General features: G+C 71.9%; 18 protein-coding genes and 1 riboswitch. Of the genes, 13 read left to right on the top strand and 5 right to left on the bottom strand.

Annotated elements, in window-relative coordinates; genetic code table 11:
- Nucleotides 1–2 precede the first annotated feature (2 nt).
- Complete coding sequence (locus tag ACZ45E_RS29295; RefSeq protein WP_468226141.1) at nucleotides 3–1,415, bottom strand: ABC transporter substrate-binding protein; 1,413 nt, start codon at nucleotides 1,413–1,415, stop codon at nucleotides 3–5.
- A gap of 130 nt (nucleotides 1,416–1,545) precedes the next feature.
- Here ACZ45E_RS29295 and ACZ45E_RS29290 point away from each other — a divergent pair, with 130 nt between their 5' ends.
- The 6 genes from ACZ45E_RS29290 to ACZ45E_RS29265 all read left to right on the top strand — a co-directional run bounded on the left by ACZ45E_RS29290 (nucleotide 1,546) and on the right by ACZ45E_RS29265 (nucleotide 7,377).
- On the top strand, nucleotides 1,546–2,592 hold the full coding sequence (locus tag ACZ45E_RS29290; protein ID WP_468226139.1) for a zinc-dependent alcohol dehydrogenase: 1,047 nt from the start codon (nucleotides 1,546–1,548) through the stop codon (nucleotides 2,590–2,592).
- Between the two features lie 11 nt (nucleotides 2,593–2,603).
- Nucleotides 2,604–3,404: a sugar phosphate isomerase/epimerase family protein gene (locus ACZ45E_RS29285; protein WP_468226136.1), complete on the top strand. Its 801-nt coding sequence runs from the start codon at nucleotides 2,604–2,606 to the stop codon at nucleotides 3,402–3,404.
- A complete protein-coding gene (locus ACZ45E_RS29280) occupies nucleotides 3,401–4,753 on the top strand; it encodes an MGH1-like glycoside hydrolase domain-containing protein (protein ID WP_468226134.1) in 1,353 nt (450 codons plus the stop codon). The genes ACZ45E_RS29285 and ACZ45E_RS29280 overlap by 4 nt, the downstream gene beginning before the upstream one ends.
- Entirely contained in the window at nucleotides 4,750–6,657 is a 1,908-nt protein-coding gene (locus ACZ45E_RS29275; RefSeq protein WP_468226132.1) for an amylo-alpha-1,6-glucosidase, read from the top strand. The genes ACZ45E_RS29280 and ACZ45E_RS29275 overlap by 4 nt, the downstream gene beginning before the upstream one ends.
- Before the next feature lie 99 nt (nucleotides 6,658–6,756).
- A complete protein-coding gene (locus ACZ45E_RS29270) occupies nucleotides 6,757–6,903 on the top strand; it encodes a hypothetical protein (RefSeq protein ID WP_468226129.1) in 147 nt (48 codons plus the stop codon).
- 6 nt (nucleotides 6,904–6,909) lie between these two features.
- Complete coding sequence (locus tag ACZ45E_RS29265) at nucleotides 6,910–7,377, top strand: YdcF family protein (protein ID WP_468226127.1); 468 nt, start codon at nucleotides 6,910–6,912, stop codon at nucleotides 7,375–7,377.
- On the opposite strand, the gene ACZ45E_RS29260 is transcribed toward ACZ45E_RS29265, so the two are convergent.
- Nucleotides 7,356–7,931 (bottom strand): hypothetical protein, encoded by a 576-nt coding sequence (locus ACZ45E_RS29260; protein ID WP_468226124.1) that lies wholly within the window; start codon nucleotides 7,929–7,931, stop codon nucleotides 7,356–7,358. The two genes, ACZ45E_RS29265 and ACZ45E_RS29260, sit on opposite strands and share 22 nt — an antisense overlap.
- Nucleotides 7,932–8,115: 184 nt before the next feature.
- Nucleotides 8,116–8,234: riboswitch (cobalamin riboswitch) on the top strand.
- A 192-nt stretch (nucleotides 8,235–8,426) separates the two neighbouring features.
- Between ACZ45E_RS29260 and ACZ45E_RS29255 the strand changes: the two genes are divergently transcribed.
- The 3 genes from ACZ45E_RS29255 to ACZ45E_RS29245 all read left to right on the top strand — a co-directional run bounded on the left by ACZ45E_RS29255 (nucleotide 8,427) and on the right by ACZ45E_RS29245 (nucleotide 11,341).
- Nucleotides 8,427–9,455 carry a FecCD family ABC transporter permease gene (locus ACZ45E_RS29255; RefSeq protein ID WP_468226303.1) on the top strand — a complete coding sequence of 343 codons (1,029 nt, stop codon included), beginning with the start codon at nucleotides 8,427–8,429 and terminating at the stop codon, nucleotides 9,453–9,455.
- Between the two features lie 57 nt (nucleotides 9,456–9,512).
- Entirely contained in the window at nucleotides 9,513–10,274 is a 762-nt protein-coding gene (locus ACZ45E_RS29250) for an ABC transporter ATP-binding protein (RefSeq protein WP_468226122.1), read from the top strand.
- A 62-nt stretch (nucleotides 10,275–10,336) separates the two neighbouring features.
- Complete coding sequence (locus tag ACZ45E_RS29245; protein ID WP_468226120.1) at nucleotides 10,337–11,341, top strand: ABC transporter substrate-binding protein; 1,005 nt, start codon at nucleotides 10,337–10,339, stop codon at nucleotides 11,339–11,341.
- 91 nt (nucleotides 11,342–11,432) lie between these two features.
- On the opposite strand, the gene ACZ45E_RS29240 is transcribed toward ACZ45E_RS29245, so the two are convergent.
- Nucleotides 11,433–12,437, bottom strand: a complete 1,005-nt coding sequence (locus tag ACZ45E_RS29240; protein WP_468226118.1) for a YdcF family protein — start codon at nucleotides 12,435–12,437, stop codon at nucleotides 11,433–11,435.
- Between the two features lie 150 nt (nucleotides 12,438–12,587).
- Between ACZ45E_RS29240 and ACZ45E_RS29235 the strand changes: the two genes are divergently transcribed.
- Nucleotides 12,588–12,941 carry a hypothetical protein gene (locus tag ACZ45E_RS29235; protein ID WP_468226116.1) on the top strand — a complete coding sequence of 118 codons (354 nt, stop codon included), beginning with the start codon at nucleotides 12,588–12,590 and terminating at the stop codon, nucleotides 12,939–12,941.
- A gap of 139 nt (nucleotides 12,942–13,080) precedes the next feature.
- On the opposite strand, the gene ACZ45E_RS29230 is transcribed toward ACZ45E_RS29235, so the two are convergent.
- Nucleotides 13,081–13,323: a DUF7848 domain-containing protein gene (locus ACZ45E_RS29230; RefSeq protein ID WP_468226113.1), complete on the bottom strand. Its 243-nt coding sequence runs from the start codon at nucleotides 13,321–13,323 to the stop codon at nucleotides 13,081–13,083.
- A gap of 309 nt (nucleotides 13,324–13,632) precedes the next feature.
- Nucleotides 13,633–14,580 (bottom strand): MBL fold metallo-hydrolase, encoded by a 948-nt coding sequence (locus ACZ45E_RS29225; protein ID WP_468226111.1) that lies wholly within the window; start codon nucleotides 14,578–14,580, stop codon nucleotides 13,633–13,635.
- Between the two features lie 160 nt (nucleotides 14,581–14,740).
- Between ACZ45E_RS29225 and ACZ45E_RS29220 the strand changes: the two genes are divergently transcribed.
- From ACZ45E_RS29220 to ACZ45E_RS29210, 3 genes are all read left to right on the top strand, one after another.
- A complete protein-coding gene (locus ACZ45E_RS29220) occupies nucleotides 14,741–14,947 on the top strand; it encodes a hypothetical protein (RefSeq protein WP_468226108.1) in 207 nt (68 codons plus the stop codon).
- Nucleotides 14,934–16,325 carry an amidase gene (locus ACZ45E_RS29215; protein ID WP_468226105.1) on the top strand — a complete coding sequence of 464 codons (1,392 nt, stop codon included), beginning with the start codon at nucleotides 14,934–14,936 and terminating at the stop codon, nucleotides 16,323–16,325. The genes ACZ45E_RS29220 and ACZ45E_RS29215 overlap by 14 nt, the downstream gene beginning before the upstream one ends.
- A gap of 70 nt (nucleotides 16,326–16,395) precedes the next feature.
- Nucleotides 16,396–16,956: a TetR/AcrR family transcriptional regulator gene (locus tag ACZ45E_RS29210; RefSeq protein ID WP_468226102.1), complete on the top strand. Its 561-nt coding sequence runs from the start codon at nucleotides 16,396–16,398 to the stop codon at nucleotides 16,954–16,956.
- Nucleotides 16,957–17,033 lie beyond the last annotated feature (77 nt).

Below are 17,033 nucleotides of genomic sequence, written 5' to 3'. Positions count from 1 at the left end.
GGCTACTGCAGGGACTTCTTGAGGGCGGCGACTTCTTCCTCGGACTCCCGGGCGGCCTCGGAGGGCGTCGCCTGACCGCTGGTCATGGAGCCGATGGCCTTGGGTACGGGCAGCTCCCCGTTGGTGGCGCCGACGAGTGCGCCCTCGCCCTGTTCGATGCCCCAGCGGCGGATGTCGCCGACGCCGGCGGCCAGTTGCCCGAGGAGCCGCGGCGAGTACACCTCGTCGAGGGGCTTGCGGGTGCCGACGCCGAGCTTGCTGTGGCGCCAGGCGCTCACGTAGCGGTCGGGCCAAGCGGCCGTGCCGTGGCGGACGGGGATCTTTCCCTCGGGGGCCATGCCGAACCAGGATTCGTAGCCGCTGCTCATCATGTACTCGATGAAGGTGCGGGAGGCCGCCGTCTCAGCCGTCTTGGTGGTCACCCACGACGTGACCTCACCGAACTGCGCCGGCTGGGCGGTGCGGCCGGGGTCCGCGCCCTTGAGCGCGGTGACGATCCCGGTGTGGTCCGAGAGGAACCGCGGGTCCTCGCCGCACTCCTCGCAGCTGGGCAGGGCGTCCTTGCGCAGGCCCGCGAGTTCGTCGAGGAGGAACGACGACCAGATCATCATGGACGAGCGGCCGGAGAAGTAGGTGGCGCGTGTCGAGTCGACCGTCTGTGTTCCGGGGGCGCCGTACTCGCGTGCCAGCTGGTCGTAGGTGTCGAACGCCTTGACGCACTGCGGCGAGTCGAGCGTGACGTCACCGTGCCCGTCGACGAGCTGGCAGTCGTTGGCGAGGGCGAGGCTCTCGAAGCTCTGTGACGTGAAGACGTCCGAGGGGTCGGTGGCGGCGGACATGCCGTCGTGCCCCTTGGTGGTGAGCTTCTTGGCTGCCTTGAGGATCTTGGCGTACGTGTCGGGCGTGCCGAGGCCCGCCCGGTCGAACCGGTCCTTGCGGTAGACGAGGAGCTGGAGCCAGGCGTCGGAGGGGACACCGAGGTTCACGTTCCCGTCGGTCGTCAGGTCCAGGGCGTTCTTGTCGAACGTGTCGCGGCCCAGCTTCTTTACGATCTGCTGGGGAATGTCCGTGTTGAGCAGGCCGTTGGTGTACATCTGCCAGGTCTGCCCCATGGGGGCGGCGCCGATCACGTCCGGCAGATGCCCGGAGGCCGCGGCCGACATGATGAGTTGGGGCATCTGGCCCTCGTCGACACCGACGAGATGCACCTTGATGCCCGTCTTCTTCTCGAACCCGTCGACGATCTCCTGTGTCGCGGCGACACGGTCCGGAAGGTTCTCCTGGGACCACACCGTGATCTCGCGGTCCGGGGTGCCCGGGCCTGTACTGGTGGAGCAACTCGTGAGCAGTCCGATGCCCAGAGCCGCCGTGACGCCGGCCGCGGTCGTCCTCGACCGCCGGGTCCTGGTGCGCATTGCCTGTCCTCATCGCCGACTTACGTCTATACGTGAGGCATCTCAGCACTACTTTTGCATGTTGACAAGACATAAGTTGGGGATATTGTCGACGCAACCAACACCCGCACCACCCCTTTCGGAGTCGTTCGTGGAACGCGTCGTTCAATTCACAGGCCCCCGCCAGGTGGAGGTGGCGCAGCACCGCAGCGCCGATCTGCCGCCCGGCCATCTGCGCGTCCGCACCCGCTACTCCGGCATATCGGCGGGTACCGAACTCACCGCCTACCGGGGCACGAACCCCTACCTGACCCGGACCTGGGACGCCGGGGCCCGGCTGTTCCGCGACGACGAGGCCGGCATCAGCTACCCGGTCGCCGGCTGGGGCTACTCCGAGGTCGGTGAAGTCACCGAAATCTCTCCCGAGTCGACCGACGCGCCGGGCATGCCCGCCGTCGGCGACCTCGTGTGGGGCATCTGGGGCCACCGCAGCGAAGGCATCGTCCCCGCCGAGCGGATGATCGGCCACACGCTGCCCGCGGGCCTGGAGCCGCTGGCCGGCGCCTTCGCCCGGGTCGGCGCCATCGCGTACAACGCGGTCCTGGCCGGCGGCATCAACCTCGGCGAGGACGTCGCCGTCTTCGGCCAGGGAGTCATCGGCCTGATCGCCACCCGCCTCGCCCGGCTCAGCGGCGCCCGCGTCACCGCTGTCGACGCCCTCGACAACCGGCTGGAAAAGGCGAAGAGTTACGGGGCCCACAGCACGCTCGACGCACGCTCCGGGACCGTCGCAGAGAACATCCGCGCGGCCACCGGCGGCCGCGGCGCCGACCTCGCGATCGAGATCAGCGGCGCCTACCCGGCGCTGCACGAGGCCGTCCGCTCGGTGACCGCCGGCGGCCGGGTCGTGGCGTCCGGCTTCTACCAGGGCGACGGCGTCGGACTGCGCCTGGGCGACGAGTTCCACCACAACCGCGTGGAGATCGTCTGCTCGCAGATCGGCGGAGTGCCGGCCCCGCTGTCCGGCCGCTGGACGGTGGAGCGACTGCAGCAGACGTTCCTGCGCCTGGTCACCGAAGGGCAGGTCGACGTGGATTCCCTGGTCAGCCACGTCGTTCCGGTGGCCGACGCCGCCGACGCCTACGTCCTGCTCGACGAGCGGCCCGCCGACGCCCTCCAGGTCGTCCTGGAATTCTGAGAGGAACCGACATGCTGAAGTTCGCGGCCCAGGAACAGCTGCTGCCCGGCGAGACCCTCCAGGAGAAGTGGGACTTCGCGCAGCGGGCCGGCTACGACGCCATCGAGCTGCGCGCCAAGGGCGACCTCCACTTCGCCTCCCGGCTCCCGGAGTTGCGGCAGGCCCGCAAGGACGGCGTCGTCATGCCGACCGTCTGCGTCGAGATGCTCCACTTCTTCGGCGCCTTCGACGACGACCTGCGCCGCGACGCCATCGAGCAGATGAAGTCGCAGCTCACCGTCGTCGCCGAGCTCGGCGGGCTCGGTGCCCAGACCCCCGCCTCGTACGGCATGTTCTCCCGTCGGCTGCCGCCCTTCGAGCCGCCGCGCTCCGAGGAGCAGGACCGCGAGATCCTGCTGTCCGGGCTCACGGAACTCGGCGAGCACGCCCGGGCAGAAGGCGTCACGCTCTACCTCGAACCGCTCAACCGGTACGAGGACCACATGGTCAACCGCCTGGAACAGGCCGCCGACCTGATCAAGGAGGTCGGTCTCGACTCCGTCCGCATCGGCATCGACAGTTACCACATGAACATCGAGGAGAGCGATCCCGCCGCCGCGATCCTCGCCCACGCGCTCTACATCGGGCACGCCCAGGTGTCCGACTCCAACCGCTTGCAGCCCGGCGCCGGCCACCTCGACTGGCCGGCCTGGCTGAACGCCCTGCACACCATCGGCTACGAGGGCTACCTCGCGGCCGAGTGCCGGCTGACCGGTGACCCGGTCGAGGCGGTCCGTGCCGTGCCCGCCTTCCTCAAGGGGTCCGGCGCGTGACGTCCCTGATCGAGCGGCCCGCCCGCACCCGCGCCGCGGACCTGACCCTGCGGCGCGGGGCGGCGCGTGTCCTCCTCGACAACTGGCGGGGCACCGGCACCGTGCCCTCCCGCACCCTGTACCCGCACCAGTGGAGCTGGGACTCCGCGTTCATCGCGATCGGCCTGCGCCACCTGTCGGCGCGCCGCGCACAGCGCGAGCTGGAGTCGCTCTTCGCCGCCCAGTGGAGCGACGGCCGCGTCCCGCACATCGTCTTCAACTCCGCGGTGCCGAACGGCGCCTACTTCCCCAGCCCCGACTTCTGGCGGTCCTCCACGGCGGGCGCCGCCGCCGGTGCGCCCGCGGCGCAGGAGACCTCCGGCATCATCCAGCCGCCCGTGCACGCACTCGCGGTCTGGCTCACCCACCAGGCCGACCCCGGGCAGTCGCGGCGCCGCGGCTTCCTGGCGCGGCTGTACCCGCGGCTCGTGGCCTGGCACCACTACCTGACGGCCGCGCGTGACCTGGGCGGCGGCGGGCTCGTCGCCGTCGTCCACCCGTGGGAGGCCGGCATGGACAACAGCCCGTGCTGGGACGCCCCGTTGGCGCGTGTCACCCCGGCGGAGCCCGGCACCTTCCGCCGCGCCGACCTGGAGCACGGACACCCCGCGGACCGGCCCACGGACCTCGACTACGGCCGCTACGTCCAACTCGCCGTCGACTACCGCGAAGCGGGCTACGACGACCGCACAGCCCGGCCCGCCTTCGCGCTGGAGGACCCGTGCGTCAACGCTCTGCTGATCGCCGGTGAGCGGGCCCTGGCCATGATCGCCGCGGAGGTGGGCGAGGAGGCCGCGCCGCACGAGGAGCGAGCCGCCCGGCTCACCCGGGCCCTGGTGAGCCGCCTGTGGGACGACGAGGCGGGCATCTTCCTCGCACGCGACCTGCGCGGCGGCACCCTGGTGCCCGAGCGCAGCGTGGCGGGGCTCGTCCCCCTGCTCGTCCCCGGCCTCCCCGCGGAGCTCGTCGACCGTCTGGTGGCGACCCTGGAGGGGCCCCGGTTCCGGGCCGGGGCCACGGGCCTGGTCCCCAGCTACGACCTGGCCGGCCCCGCCTTCGACCCGACCCGGTACTGGCGCGGACCCGCCTGGTTCAACACCGCCTGGCTCGTCGAGCGCGGCCTGCGCACCCACGGGCGCCGTGCCCAGGCCGACCGCATCCGGTCCTCGGTCCTGGAGACGGCCGGTGCCTCGGAGTTCGCCGAGTACGTGGACCCGACCACGGGCCGGGGCCGCGGCGCCCGGGCGTTCTCCTGGACGGCGGCGCTCACCCTCGACCTGCTCGCCGCCGATCAGGAGACAGACCGATGAGCAACGCGGCCCCCCGCGCGCAGTTGGTGCGCGACGCCACCTTCGTGCACCTGGACGCCGACGGCGGTATCACCGGCGCGCGCGGCGCCTCGCCGGACGGACTGTTCGTCCGCGACGGCCGTCACCTCAGCCGGTGGCACCTCACCGTCGACGGAAGCAGACCGGCCGTCCTCTCCCCCGTCACGCCCGCGGGGGACGGCGCCGGGGAATCCGTACTCACCCCCGAGGGCACCCGGGACGCGCCGCCCGCGTACACGGTGCTGCGCCGCCAGTCCGTCGTCGCGGGCGCCTTCACGGACGTTCTCAGCGTGGTGAGCAACAGCTCCGCTCCGCTCGTCGCCGAGGTGGCCGTCGGCGTGGACGCGGACTTCGCCGACACCTTCGAGCTGCGGGCGGACGAGCGCCACTACCCCAAACCCGACGCCGTGCGACGAGTGGACCGTACGGAGACGGGCCTGGCGTTCGACTACCGCAGGGCCGACTGGCACGTACGGACCACGGTGAGCGCCGCTCCCGCCCCCGACGACGTACGCACCGGGGCCGAGGGCCACGTACTGGTCTGGCGTCTCGCTCTGGAGCCGCACGGCAGCGCCGAGCTGCGGCTACGGGTCGAGGCGCACCCGCACGGCGCCCCCCGACTCGCCGTGCGGGGAGCCGACGAGCCGGCGACCGAGGCGGTCGACACCGCGGACGACGATCTGGGCAGGGCCTGCGCCCAGGGCCTCGCCGACCTGGACCTGCTGACGATCTCCGCCACCGGGGTGGACGGCGAACCCGTGGCCGTGCCCGCCGCCGGCGTGCCGTGGTTCCTGACCCTGTTCGGCCGGGACTCGCTGCTGACCTCGTACTTCATGCTGCCCTACCGGCCCGCGACGGCGGCCGGCACCCTCAGCGCGCTCGCCGCCACCCAGGGCCGGGACCACGACGCCTTCCGCGGTGAACAGCCCGGCCGCATCGTGCACGAGATACGCCACGGCGAGCTCGCCCACTTCCGTCAGGTGCCCTACGGCCGCTACTACGGGACGATCGACGCCACGCCGCTCTTCCTCGTCCTGCTGCACGCCCACTACGAGACGACGAAGGACGCCGCCCTGGCCCGACGCCTGGAGCGGCACGCCCGGTCGGCGGTCGACTGGATGCTCGGCGACGGCGGCCTCACCGAGCACGGATACCTGGTGTACACGCCGGACCCGGGCGGCCTGGTCAACCAGAACTGGAAGGACTCGGCAGGCGCCGTCTGCCACAAGGACGGAACCCAGGCGCGCGGCCCGATCGCGGTGTCCGAGGTCCAGGGCTACGCCTACGACGCGCTGCGCCGCACCGCGCGCCTGGCCGGCGCCGTGTGGCAGGACCCCGCCTACGCCGAGCGGCTGAACCGGCTCGCCGACGCGCTGCGGGCCCGTTTCGCCCGGGACTTCTGGCTGGTGGAGGACGACTTCCCCGCCCTCGCCCTGGACGGCGACGGGCGCCAGGTCGACGCGCTCGCCTCGGACGCGGGGCATCTCCTCTGGTCGGGCATCCTCGACGAGGACCGCGGTCGACGCGTGGGCCGGCGGCTCCTGGAACCGGACTTCTTCTCCGGCTGGGCCGTCCGCACCTTGGCCGCGGGGCAGCGGCCCTACCATCCGCTCTCCTATCACCGCGGCAGCGCCTGGCCGCACGACAACGGCGTCATCGCCCTGGGCCTCGCCCGTTACGGCCTCACCGCCGAAGTGGTCCGAGTGGTGAACGGCCTCGCGGAGGCGGCGGCGCACCACGGTCACCGCCTTCCCGAGGTGCTCGGCGGCTACGACCGGGCGGTCTCGTCCAGGCCCGTGCCCTACCCGCACTCGTGTTCCCCGCAGGCCTGGGCGGCCGCGACCCCGTGGGCTCTGCGCTCCGCTCTGCACGGCGTGCTGAGCTGACGCCGGACACCTGCCGCCCTCCGCAGTGACAGGTGTCCGCCCCCGCGTGCGCGATTGGTGCCCTCGCTGCCCGACACGGCCCTGTCCTACAGTCGCCGCATGCGGCGATGGACACGAACGGCGATGGCTGGGGCCGCGGTCCTGGCGTGGGGCGAGTGGGTGAACCGGCGCTGGTCCCGCGCCCTCGTGGGGAGCGGCGAGGGCGCGTGCGAGGCCGTGGTGGTGCTGGGCTACCGGAACCCCTGACCGACGGTGAACTGCATCAACCGGTGGCGGGTCCGTGCCAGCATTCGCTCCGTCACCGCCGGCCGTACGCGCAGCACTGTGATCTTCAGCGGCGGCCCGGCCGGCAGTCCCGTAGCGGAGGCCCGGTTGATGGCGGAGTACGCGAGGTCGGTGCTTGCGTTCGACGGCGTGGTGCTGCTCGAAGACCGCAGCGCGACGACGTGGGAGAACATCACGCAGGTGATCCCGCTGCTGGAGAGCGCCGACCGCATCAAGATCGCCTCCCAGCCGGCGCATGCGCTCAAGGCCCGCGCGTACCTGCGGCGGCAGCGCCCCGATCTCGCCGAAAGGCTCGTGCGCGCGCAGGACTACCGCCCTGGCGAATGGCTGCTCGCCAAACCGCTGTTGGCTCTGTACGGGCTCTGGTCGCTCCGCGGGCTCACGGCCGAGGAGCGGACGGGACAGATCCGCGGCTACGGCACGCTCCGCTCCTGATGCCGGGCTCCGTGATGGTGCCCGTGGACAGGTCGCGTCTCGCCCGGCGCGTCGTGCAGGGCCGCGTCCATGGCGCGTAGACGGCGGGTCTGAAGATTGCTGATGCAGACCATCCAGCCGATGAACACCACGGTGAGCACAGCGAAGCCGACCGTCTGGCGTGTGCCCGCCGTGAAGGCCGTCAGCACCGTGATCGTCACGAACATGAGCGCCAGTCCGACGAGAGCGAGCACGCGGTGCCGCGTCCTGTGCAGGCGCTGGTCGACCAGGTCCCGCATCGCCCGCCGTTCAGCGGGATCGGTCGGGGTCTCCCCCTTGCGCAGCCTCTGGTCCAGCGACGTGAGACCGTCGGTACTTCCGGCAGCGCGTTTCTCCCGGCGGCGTACCGCCAGCACCACGCCGATCCCGCCCGCCGACAACACCACCATGCGGGCCAGCACCGCGAGGAACGAGCGTCCCGGGTACAGCAGTTGCACCAGCACGGTGGCCACGAGCACCGACAGCGCGAACTGCACCCACAGATGCTTGGACAAGAACACGTGGACGCGCTCCATACCCCACCCCCTCGGTCCGGCCGCGGCTCCTCCGCGGGCCCGTCCGTCACCGCGCCCGCCGGCCGGCGGGGCTGAGCTTTTCGGATACCCGCTCCGGCAGCGCCCACGCGGCAACACACCCGAGGCGGCCGGACGCGCGGGGCGGTAAGCACCATCCACCTGGTGCGCCCCTGACTCCGGTTGCTACGCTTCGCTTGCCTCTCGTGGGGGAAGCCGGTGCGAATCCGGCGCTGTCCCGCAACGGTGTGCGTGGCCCGGTCAGGCCGCGCGAGTCCGGTCACCCGCGGCAGGCGCGACCCGTCGACCGCTCGCCGTGGACTGCGAGCAGGGACCGCCGGAGCCTTCCGGGCTCTCCTGGCACCCTGCGCGTTGTGCCGGTGGCGCCAACCCGGAGGAAGTGCGCCAGCCTTGCCCCGCACCCCCGCTCCGTCCGATCTCTCGGCCGCCCCGGCCGCCCCGGCTTCCTCGGCCGCCCCGACCTGCTCGGGTGGACGGCTGCCCACCGCCCCTCTGGTCGTCGGGCTCGCGCTCGTGCTGCTCGTCTCGCTCGTGGCCGGGGTCGGGCTCGGGGCGACCGGACTGGGCTGGCAGCAGGTGCTGCGGCTCCTGTGGGCGGGGCTCAGCGGTGGGAGCCTCGGCACCGGCGACACGGGGGCGTACACCATCGTGTGGGAGATCCGGTTCCCGCGGGTGGTGCTCGCCGCGCTGGTCGGAGCGGGGCTCGCCGCGATCGGTGTCGCCGTACAGGCGCTGGTGCGCAACGCCCTGGCCGATCCCTTCGTGCTCGGGATCTCCTCCGGGGCCGCGGTCGGCGCCAACGCGGTCATCCTGTTCGGCGCGCTCGCCGGGTTCGGCATATGGGCGCTCTCCTTCTCCGCCTTCCTGTCGGCCCTCGCCGCGACGCTCGTCGTGTACGCGGTGGCCCGCTCCCCCATCGGACTCAGCCCCCTGCGTCTCGTCCTGACCGGCACGGCACTCGCCTACGGGTTCCAAGCGGTCACCACCGTCATGGTGTTCGGCGCGGAGCGCGGCGAGGCGGCTCGCGCGGCGATGATGTGGCTGCTCGGGAGCCTGGGCGGGGCGACGTGGCCGAAGGTTCCGCCGGCCGCCGCGACGGTGGCGGTGGGCTGGCTGTGGCTGAGAGCGCGGGCGGGCTCGCTCGACGCGCTCTCGATGGGTGACGAGACGGCGGCGGCTCTGGGGGTGCCGCCCGACCGGCTGCGACGTGAGCTGTTCGTCGTGACCGCCGCCGTGACGGGCACGGTCGTCGCCGTCAGCGGGGCGATCGGTTTCGTCGGACTGATGGTTCCGCACCTCGTGCGGATGCTCGTCGGAGCCTCGCACGCCCGGGTCCTCACGGTCGCGCCGCTCGCCGGGGCCGTCCTGCTCGTCTGGGCCGACGTGCTGTCACGGGTGCTGCTCGCGCCGACCGAACTGCCCGTGGGCGTCGTGACGGCCGCCCTCGGGGTGCCCGCTTTCCTGTTGCTCATGAAGCGCGGCGGCCACGCGCTGACGGGACGCTGAACACACGCGTCCCGCGTCCCCGCCCGTATCCGTACCGAAGGTGGTTGTGGAGAAGACATGCGGCTCGACATCGAAGGCGTTTCGGTCGAAGTGGCGGGAGCCCGGCTCATCGACGAGGTCACCCTCGACGCGCCGGCCGGCACCTTCGTGGGGCTGGTCGGGCCCAACGGCAGCGGGAAGTCGACGCTATTGCGGTGTGTCTACCGGGCCCGGCGTCCCGACACCGGGGTCGTCAGCGTCGAGAGCGAGGACGTGCACCGCATGACGCCCCGGGCCGCGGCGCGCCTGATCGCCGCGCTGCCGCAGGAGTCGGCCGCGGACTTCGACTTCACCGTCACCGAGGTCGTCGCGATGGGCCGGCTGCCGCACCGCGAGCGCACCGCCGCGGGCGACCGGCGGATCTGTCGAGAGGCGCTGGAGCAGGCAGGGGTGGCGCACCTCGCCACACGCGCCTTCCTGTCGCTCTCCGGAGGCGAGAAGCAGCGGGTGCTCATCGCCCGCGCGCTCACCCAGGAGCCGCGCGTCCTCGTCCTCGACGAGCCCACCAACCACCTCGACATAGCCCACCAGCTCGATGTCCTGCGCCGGGTTCGCGCCGGCGGACCGACCGTGCTCGCGGCCCTGCACGACCTCAACCTCGCCGCCGCACACTGCGACCGGCTGCACGTCCTGCACGGCGGCCGCGTCGTCGCCTCGGGCCCACCGGCCGACGTCCTCTCCCCGGAGCTCCTCGCCGAGGTCTTCGGCGTCCGGGCGCACCGGGTGCGCCACCCCGGGACCGGCGCCACCCAGTTCCTCTTCGACCCACTGACCTCCTGACCGCCCTGGCCCCCTGCCCCCTCTGCCTTGCTGACCACTCTGTCCTCCACCGAAAGGCTCCCGTGCACAAGCTCGTGTCCACCGCCTCGCTCGGCCTCGCCGCCGTCCTCACCCTGACCGCCTGCGGGGCGGAGGTGGCACCCGAGGGCAAGAGCACCGGCCCCACGGCGGTGACGGTCACCAACTGCGGCAAGAAGGTCTCCTACGACCGGCGCCCCGAACGGGTGGTGACCAACGATGTCGGCATCACCGAGCTCATGTTCGCGCTCGGCCTGGAGGACCGCATGGCCGGTTACGTCATGCCCGCCGACAAGGGTTCCACCGATGGCCTGCCGTACAAGGACGCGTACGACAAGGTGAAGTGGCTCGCCAAGGACCGCATCACCAAGGAGACAGCGCTCTCCGCACGCGCCGACCTCGTCCTCGCCGGCTGGAACTACGGCTTCAACGAGAACGCGCTGACCCCGGACGAACTGCACGAGGCGGGTATCGACACGTATCTGCTCACCGAGTCCTGCCGCAACGCCCGCACCAGCACCTCGCGCGGCATCATGCCGCCGCTCGACGCGCTCTACACGGACCTGGAGAACCTCGGCCGCATCTTCGGCGTCGAGTACCGCGCGCGGAAACTGGTCCAGCGGTACAGGGCGACCGTCGCCGAGGTGCGGGCGAAGGCCCCGAAGGGCGCGGACAGGCCGTCGGTGTTCCTCTACGACAGCGGCCAGGACCAGCCCTTCACCTCCGGCCGCTACGCCGCGCCCGAGCAGATCATCAGCGAGGCAGGCGGCGTCAACATCCTGCACGACCTCGATGACTCCTGGACGACGATCGGCTGGGAGACGGTCGTGAAGAGGAACCCGGACGTCATCGTCATCAACGACTACGGCTCCACGAGCGCGGAGCAGAAGAGGAAGTTCCTGCTCTCCTACCCGCCGCTGCGCAATGTCTCCGCGATCAAGCACAAGCGGATCCAGACCCTGGACTACGCCGATCTCGTCGAGAGCCCGCGCAACCCGTCGGCGATCGAACGGCTCGGCTCGTACCTGCGTCAGGTTGCTCACGATTGAGCGGCGAAGTCTCTCCTACCCGAACGGCTGGGTGAACCTGGGGACGGGCGCGTGACCGCGAGCTTTCACAGGGCGCCGGGGCCGCCGCGGTTCACCTGAACCACCAGATGGCCGCGCCGCCGAGGAACAGGACGAGGCAGATACCGAGGTTGGTGCGCCGGTACGCGAGGAAGAGCGCCACGAATTCGCGGATCATCGCGCTGGGCCAGAAGTACGCGGCTGTCCGGGCGCCCACGACGTCCCCCTTGACGCCGACCTGGCGTGCGGTCACCGCCGCGCGGAAGACGTGGTAGTCGTTCGTGACGATCACACACCGGTAGTCCGGATGGGCCTTTTCCATGATCGCCCGACTGAACCTCAGATTCTCCTCGGTGGTGGTCGAACGGTCCTCACGCCGGATCAGCTCGCCCGGCACACCGCGTTCTTCCAGGTAGTCGGCCATGGCGTGGGACTCCGGCAGGTGTTCGTCCGGGCCCTGGCCGCCCGAGGTGAGGAGCACCGGCTGTCCGCCTCGCGCGGTGAGCCTGGCGTGCACCGCCCGGGCCCGTTCGAGACGGCTCGCCAGCAACGGTGGCACCGTCGAGCCGCCGACGAGGCCCGAACCGAGGACCACGACGTAGTCGGCCTTCCGGCGCACCTGCAGGCGTGCGTAGAGGAACGCGTAGACGAGGAAGCACAGGCAGAGGAACGCGACGTAGCCCGCCAGCGCGACCACCGTCCCCGCCGCGACGAGCAGCGTGTGGGTACGCAGAACGTAGGCGACGATCAGCAGCGCGAGCAGCCCCACCAGTGCGAGCCCCGCGAACAGCGACAGCAGGTTGCCGAGGCTCCGGCCCTCCTTGCGCAGCATGGTCACGCCGTTGGAGACCAGGAACCAGGCCAGGACGATGATGACCAGCGCCGCGAGAGCGAGCAGCGCCCACAGCACCGATCGCCCCAATTGCGCGTCGTCGCGGGTCAGTTCGACGAGCCACCCGGCGAGGGCGAACACACCGGCCAGCCCCAGCAGGACGGCGTTGCTGAAGCGTCTCCGCTCGCGCAGCACGCCCGCGAGGAACAGGAGAAGGCACGACGCCGCGGGCACGTAGATCGACATGCAGGGCAGCCTAGGGCCTGTCCGCGCCGCGTCCCGTTCCCGGGTGGCCGATCCGGTCCCGCCGAACGGGCGCATCCCGAGTGCGGCCCGCGCCGACTGCCGCATGAATGGAACGGGAGCACCACCACCCGTCTCGTTCCGAGGAGAATCATGCGCACACGCAGCACCCTGGCCGGTGTCGGTCTGGCCGCCGCCGCGGCTCTCGGCGTCTTCGCCGCACCGGGCGCCGCGGCCGCGGCCGAGCCGCCGCCGGCCGCCGACACCACCCAGAACTCCGGGGTGACGGACCTCATCTGTCCGGCCGTGCAGAACATCCTTCAGATCATCCAGGTCATCCCCCTCGTCGACAGCAACGCCGTGTCGTCGGCCTTCATCGCGCCCTGCAAGGCCGATGACGCTCCCGACACCGCGAAGCAGGAGAAGGGTCTGCTCGGCAGCCTCCTCGGGGGCCTGGGCGGCGTCACCAACGCGGGGCGTGCCGGTACCGCCGTCGGCGGCAACTGAGCCACGGGCGTCTCGATCTCACCGTCCGGCCCGGGCGCGGGGTGCGCCCGGGCCCGCCCGGGTTCCCTGCCGCCCGTGGGCCGGTGCGCGTCACCGGCCCACGGGCGGCAGGGCCGCGTGTGCGTCCCGCGACGGGACGTCAGTGGCGGGACGCGGACGGCGCGTCGTCGACCACGGCGGCTTCGAACAGGCCGACCAACGCGACTTCGTAGGCCGTGTGCTGGGTCTGGCCCGCGTGTTCGATGCACCACTGCTGAGCCTGTTCCGGCCCCGTGACGTCCGGCGACACCGCGTCGCAGGTGAGGCAGGTGCCTCGGTAGCGGGGCGGCGCCGGGGCCTGGCGCAGCTGCCACACGGCGAACCGGAAGCGCTGGCGGGTCATGGTCCGACCTCCGGGTGCCGCGACGGCGCGGGTACCCACGCATGGCAGGAGCGGGCCTGCGCCGTGGGGAGCGCGGCGGGCGCCGCGCGGACGGCTCGGTGGTACGCGGCCCGCAACGGCCTGCGTAGTGCCCGTCCGGGCGGGGGACGGTCGGCGTGCGTCATGTGGTCGAGCCCCTTGGCTGATCGATACCGCACCCCGGGGCCGTTCGCGCGGTCGCCGGGGTTTCCTTTGCTGGTCTTCTGGTCGGACGCGGGAGACGGATGCGGGAATCAGCCTTGCGGATTCGCCGCGCGCAGGGCGACTGTCCTAGCTGCCCAGGAGCGGCCCGTTGCCCGCGGGCTCGACCGGCACCAGCCGGTACGCGTCACCCGCACGCCGCACGTGACCGGCGGTCGGCGGCGGGAAGTGGCTGCCGAGCAGCAGGGTCGAGGTGCCGGCCAGCGAGTCGAGCAGCCGCCGCCGGGTCCTGAACGCGAGTTCGGGTGCGATGTCCACGCAGCTGCAGAGCTCCGGATGCCCCAGCTGGACCGGGTGGTGGATGCTGTCCCCGGTGATGAGGGCGGTCTCGCCCCGGCTGCCCAGCTCCACCGTCACCTGGCCCGGGGTGTGGCCGGGGCTGGGCAGCAGGCGGACGCCGGGCGCGATGTCCGTCCCCTCGTCCGCGACGTCGACGAGGTCGAGGAGGCCCGCGTCGCGGACGGGGAGCACCGAGTCCCGGAACATCTGCCGGCGCGCCTCCTCCATCTCGACGCCGGCCCAGTAGTCCCATTCGGCGTGTGAGGTGAGGTAGCGCGCGTTGGGGAAGGTGGGCACCCAACTGCCGCCTTCGGAGCGGGTGTTCCAGCCCACGTGGTCGGTGTGGAGGTGGGTGAGGACGACGATGTCCACCGTCTCCGGTGCGAAGCCCGCCGCTGTCAGCCGTGCTTCGTAGTCACTGTCGAGCTGGTGCCAGGCGGGGTTGGCGCGCTGCTTGCCGTTTCCGATGCCGGTGTCGACCAGTATCCGCAGCCCGTCCGCCTCGACGGCGAAGGTGTGGCTGGCCAGCCGCAGGACGCCTTCTTCATCGGCGAAGTCGGGGCGCAGCCAGGGGGTCCCGGTCACGACCTCCGCTGTCGCCCCGGGCAACAGCCAGGGGCCGGTCGCGGCGGGAAGGGCTGTCTCGTCGATACGTCGCACGAGGTGGTCCCCCACGGCCCAGGCCGGGGTCGAGGTCGGCGAGCCGGCGGAGGTACTGAACGGCGAGGTCGTGGACATGGTGATCTTCCCTACGAGAGCTAAACGCAACGAGTTTGCTTTAAGTCACCGTAGGACCTACCGTCACCTAAAGCAAACGATTCGCTTTTAGATGGGCGGGGCTCCCGGACCGGTACCTGGACGGACGCACCGCACCGAGCGGGAAGGACTCTCGACACTCATGACCAGCGAACTCACTCCTCAGCAGGCTGGAGAGGCCGCACTGCGGGCGGGACTCGCCCTCAGGGACGACCGGCACGAAGGAGTCGCCGCGACCGCCAACCACATCCACTCCGTCATCACGACGCTGAGGGAACTCGACTTCGCCGACACGCCCCCCGCGATCTCGTACCGAGCCGGACAGGAGAACGTCGATGCAGCCCTTTGAGCTGTCCCTCACCGAGGCGGCCCGCGCGATAGGCGCACGGGAACTGTCCCCGGTCGAACTCACCGAATCCGTACTGGGCCGCGTCGAGGCGGTCGACGGACGGCTGCACGCCTACGTGACGGTCACGGCGGACGCCGCCCGCGCCGCGGCGGCCCGGGCCGAGCGGGAGATCTCCGCGAGGGGACCGCGCGGCCCGCTGCACGGGATCCCCATGGCGCTCAAGGACCTGTTCGACGCCGAGGGCCTGCCCACCACGGCGAGCTCCCACGTCCGGGCCGGGCACGTCGCGGACCACGACAGCCAGGTGGCCGCGCGCCTGAAGGCCGCCGGGTCCGTTCTCCTGGGCAAGACGCACACCCATGAGTTCGCCTATGGTCTGACCACCCCTCAGACCGGCAACGCCTGGGATCGCGGCCGCGTCGCCGGCGGGTCCAGCGGGGGTTCGGCGGTGGCGGTCGCCGCCGGCGGGGCGACGTTCGCCCTGGGCACCGACACCGGAGGTTCGATCCGGGTCCCCGCCGCGCTCAACGGCGTGGTCGGCCTCAAGCCGACCTACGGTCTCGTCCCCCGTACCGGTGTGACCTCACTGTCCTGGTCCCTGGACCATGCCGGCCCCCTCGCCCGCAGTGCGCGGGACGCGGCTCTGGTGCTGGCCGCGACCGCCGGGTACGACCCGCGCGACCCGGCGAGCGTGTCCGCGCCCCCGCTGGATCTCACCGGCGGCGCCGATCTGAAGGGGCTCCGGGTCGGCGTCCCCCGCAATCACTACTTCGACAGGGTCTCGCCCGACGTCGAGGACGCCGTACGCCGGGCGATCGAGCGGCTAGCGGAGCTCGGCGCACACCTCGTCGACGTGGAGATCCCGATGGCGCGCCATGTCCAGGCGATCCAGTGGGGGCTGATGGTCCCCGAGGCCTCGGCCTACCACGAGCGGTCGCTGCGGGCCGCCCCCGAGCTGTACACCCCGGACGTACGCATCCTGCTCGAAGCCGGTGAACTCACCTCGGCCGGCGACTACCTCCGCGCCCAGCGGGCCCGCACCATGATGCGCGACGAGTGGGCCCGTATGTTCGACGGGATCGATGTCCTCGCCGCCCCGACCGTGCCGATGACGGCCGTGAAGTCCGGGCAGGACACGGTCGAATGGGCCGACGGCACCGTGGAGGCGGTGTCCGACAGCTACGTCCGGCTTTCCGCCCCGGCCAACATCACCGGCGTTCCCGCCCTCACCCTGCCGGTCGGCCACGATCACGCGGGGCTGCCGATCGGCATGCAGCTGATGGCACGCCCGTTCCAGGACGCGACGGTGCTCCGCGTCGGCCAGGTGTACGAGGAGTCGATCGGCGCTCTGCGGCGACTCGCCCCGGTCGCGGCCTGAGAGCCTGCGGACGGCCGGAGGGCCACTCACGCTCGGCCAGAAGCAACATATTCGCATTAAGGTGGGAGGCATGAGCCCCAAGCCCATGGCGCGCCCCGGCGGGCGCAGCGCCCGTGTACAGGAGTCCGTTCATGCCGCGGTCCGCGAACTCGTCGCCGAGACGGGCCGCGCGTCGCTGACCGTTCCCCTGGTGGCGGCGCGGGCCGGAGTCACGCCTTCCACGATCTATCGGCGCTGGGGCGATCTGCAGGAACTCCTCTCCGATGTCGCGGTCGAACGGCTGCGCCCGGAGACCGACCCCGACGATCTCGGCAGTCTGCGGGCCGACCTGGACGCGTGGGCGGAGCAGTTCCTCGACGAGATGGCCTCTCCGCCCGGGCGCGCCTACATCAGGGACGCGCTCCTCGGCGACCCGGACGGCAGCAATGCCGGGCAGTGCTCCGCCTACGCCGTGGAGCAGATCGACGCCGTCCTGCACCGTGCGGCGCGGCGCGGTGAAGCGGTGCCCGACACGGAGCGGGTGATCGACCGGGTCGTCGCACCGATGATGTACCGCATCCTCTTCCGCCCCGCCCACCTGGACGCCGCCTACGCACGCGAACTCGTGACGAACGCCCTCGACCGGCGCTGAGCCGGTAGCGTGCGCGCGAGTGCTACCGTGCCCGCGCGGCGTCAACGGGCCGCCGTACCACGGGCGTTGCGCCGGAT

Source organism: Streptomyces sp. NPDC030991, from assembly GCF_055571235.1.
The sequence above is the reverse complement of the archived record's forward strand: the minus strand, read 5'-3'. Positions and strand labels throughout refer to the sequence as shown.